Annotated in this window: 1 protein-coding gene; it reads right to left on the reverse strand. The window is 57.3% G+C overall.

Features of this window, described 5'->3' with window-relative positions; genetic code table 11:
• Positions 1-314 precede the first annotated feature (314 nt).
• The coding region (locus tag D3D02_RS21745) for a UTP--glucose-1-phosphate uridylyltransferase (protein ID WP_121571403.1) at positions 315-438 on the reverse strand (124 nt) is incomplete at its 5' end.

Genomic DNA, 438 nt, shown 5'->3' on the forward strand with positions numbered 1-438 from the left:
AACTGCTTGGTGAGTTCAGCATCCACGACGGCCTGATCGTCGCGAGTCACCGGGCACAAGAGACTGATGCGATCCTCACGACTGACGGTGTTATCGGTGACGCCGGGTACAACACGATCTGGGACTGAGTCCTTTCTCCCGTGCTTACTAGTACCGATCAAGCAGATCTTCAGCCAAATTCCTTCGCTGTAGGCGGTGAATCTACGATGGTTTCGAGGTGGCCATTCCCATTACAAGTTCAAACGGGAACGTTGGCACAGCACCTCGTGAACAAAGTGCTTCCCCGTAGTTCCACGATACTGCTCGCTGTCGTCTCAGGCGTCTGACTTAACGACCGTCTCGGTCTCCTCGTCGGTCTCGTCGCCCTGAAGCCGACGCTCGGCCTCGTCGCGGTCCTTGGGATACCCCACGTCGATGCGCCAGCCGTCAAGGCCGATA

It is taken from the genome of Halobellus sp. Atlit-38R (genome assembly GCF_003665925.1).
In the GTDB taxonomy this organism is placed as follows: domain Archaea; phylum Halobacteriota; class Halobacteria; order Halobacteriales; family Haloferacaceae; genus Haloquadratum; species Haloquadratum inordinatus.